The organism is Frankia sp. CoWAU3 (assembly GCF_977971855.1).
The window spans coordinates 1-2,666 of the sequence record NZ_CDWWXB010000327.1; the positions used below are offsets into that span (position 1 = coordinate 1).

At 67.8% G+C, this 2,666-nt stretch carries 1 protein-coding gene and 1 pseudogene; one reads left to right on the forward strand and one right to left on the reverse strand.

All coding sequences use genetic code 11. The features are described from left to right. A pseudogene (locus AC08ON_RS17985) lies at nucleotides 1-846 on the forward strand (histidine kinase); the annotation flags it as partial. Between the two features lie 94 nt (nucleotides 847-940). Here AC08ON_RS17985 and AC08ON_RS17990 read toward each other — a convergent pair. Then, nucleotides 941-1,807: a helix-turn-helix domain-containing protein gene (locus AC08ON_RS17990; protein WP_476608697.1), complete on the reverse strand. Its 867-nt coding sequence runs from the start codon at nucleotides 1,805-1,807 to the stop codon at nucleotides 941-943. Nucleotides 1,808-2,666 lie beyond the last annotated feature (859 nt).

Consider the following 2,666-nt stretch of genomic DNA (forward strand, 5'->3'; position numbering starts at 1 on the left):
TCTAGGAAACTCCCGCTAGCGTTCATCACCGCCTCCCGGCCGCTCTGGGAATGGGTGGGTGCGCTGCTGGTCGCGATTGCCATGATGATCGTTGCGGTGTTCCTGCGCGGTAGCACCGAATCGCTGGTGCTGGCGCGGCTGGGGGTACTGATCTACGGTGCGTGCGGGGTGCAGATCGTGACCGCGATGCTGGGTCCCCTGCTGCGCGGCACCGCGGAGACGACCGCCCGCGCCTTGGCCGCCGAGGCTGAGGTCGCCGCCCAGGTGGATGCGTCCACCATGATCAGGTGGGAGCGGGCGCAGTGGTTGCGCACCGTGGGGTGGGAGGTGCTGCCGTTACTCGACGGGGTTGCGGGCGGTTGGTTGGACCCGCGGGAAGCCGCCGTTCGGAGCAGGTGCGCGATGCGGGCGGCCGCTGTCCGTCGCATGATCACCGGGGGTGGTCCGTCGTCGGCGCTGGCGGACCTCGACGCGGTCGTCGCCGACGCCGAGGCTGCGGGAGTGACCGTCCAGATCCAGCTGTCCGGCGATCTGCGGCTCGCGCCAGCTCCTGTGCGGGCCGTGGTGGCCGATCAGGTGCGGGAGGTGCTCGCCGCCGTCCCCGGCGGCCGGGCGATTGTGACGGTCCTGTGGACGCCGGCCGGCGGCAGTGTTTTCGTCTCGCTGCCCTGGCCGCAGGGCCTGCCGCCCCCGCAGCTCGGCCGCGGGGGAGAGGATGCGGGCGGGATCGAGGTCGCGGTGGAGCTGGACGATCGGTGTCTCAGCCTGGAGCTGACCTGGCCGGCGGCGAGCGCGGTCACGGACCCGACCGGGCGGGTCGAGTCGATCGGTGGGCTGGCGGAGTAGTAGGCCGGCAGAACGGCGGGCCGGTGGGCTGGCCGAGTAGTTAGGACGCCGGGCCGGCGGGGCAGCCGGTCGGCGGGCTGGGAGCGAACCGCGTTCAGAGCTCGGTGATGATGCGCCGTAGCAGCTCGGGAGTGTCACCCGGAAGCGTGCTGTCGACACTGAGCCGGTTATACACCTCCATGTACCGGTCGACGTCCTCGCGCTTGTCGAGGTAGGCGGAACCGGTGAGCTGCTCCAGGTAGACCACGTCCGGCAGGTCCATTTCGGGGAAGCGGAGGATCGTGAAGGCCCCACCCTCCGCCGCGTGGCCGCCAAAGGCGAACGGCATCACCTGCAGGGTGAGGTTCGGCAGCTCGGACACGGCGATGAGGTGCTCGAGCTGGGCCCGCATCACCTTCGGCCCGCCGATCGGCCGACGCAGCGCCGCCTCGTCGATGACTATCCAGAGCCGTGGCGGGTCCTTACGGTACAGCAGCTTCTGCCGGTTGATCCGCACGCTGACCCGGCGCTCGATGACGTCGCCTGGTAGGCCACCACTACCTTGCGTGATGATCGCTCGGGCGTAGTCCTCGGTCTGCAACAGGCCCGGAATGAACTGGAGTTCGTAGGTCCGGATGAGCTGGGCCGCCTCCTCCAGACCGATGTACGGCTGGAACCAGGACGGGAGAACGTCGTTGAAGTTCTGCCACCAGCCAGCGGCGTTCGCCTCCCGGACAAGGGCCAGCAATGGGGCGCGCTCTGCATCGTCCGTGACCTGATAGAAGGTCAGCAGGTCGGCGACGTCGCGTTCTTTGAAGCTGACGCGGCCAAGCTCCATCCGGCTGATCTTCGACTCTGATGCGCGGATGTGGTAGCCGGCGGTCTCCCGGCTGATGCCCTTCTCCTCGCGAAGTCGACGGAGCTGAGAGCCGAGCAGGATCCGACGTACGGTCGGTCCACTTCCCGGCTGAGCTGTCGTCACGGTCGGCCCCCTCGCCATGGTCAACGCAAGAGTAAGATACTCGATCTTCTGGTTCCGGATGGGTGGGCTGGTTCTCTCGTCTGGGTGACACGCGCGTGTTTAGCGTGGTGAGGATTATTTGTATACACGCTTACAGGGAGTGCCGACGGCGGGTCTCCGTTTAACGGGGGGCAGGGGTGCCCCCGGCTGCCGGGTGTGGGCGTAATGGTGTGGACGATGACATGTCCGGAAATTCCACTCTCACGGTGCCAGATTCCAGGGGCGTGAGGACTTCGGGCCCCCGGACGGCGATCGTGTGCTTCCTGCTGTTATTCTCCACCGCTGCACCCCTCTTCGCTCCTCCCCCCACTCTCCCCATCGGGTTCCCCTCCGCCGTCCGGTCCCTCCGCCGTCCGGTCCCTCCGCCGTCCGGTCCCTCCGCCGTCCGGTCCCTCCGACAGGCTTCGGCCTCCCGCCGCGGATCTCTCCGGGTTCACGCCGGCGCTCTTCGCCGCCGCGCTGGTCCTGGTGCACGATCTCCGTCGAGTGCTGTCGAGGTGTCCCCCGTTGTTTTACAGCTATGTCGCGGGCCCCGGAACCACGAGTGGACCGGAAGGGCCACGGTTTTCGCTACGCCGAGGCTATGACCCTGTGCACAGTCAGGTCGCGCGCGGCCGGCCTCCCGTCCTCCGGGGAGCCCGAGTGCCCCGTCGTGAGCGCGCGTCTTTCCCCCAGCTTGTCGTTTAACCTTCGGGTGTCACTCTGTGTGATAGTCGCTGGTGGTTTGGGGTGGGCCGGCGTGTCGCCGTGACGTGAAGCGGCCTTCTGTTGATCCTGGTTTCTCACCAAAGACACCGTGATCAGACAGAAGGCCGTGGAG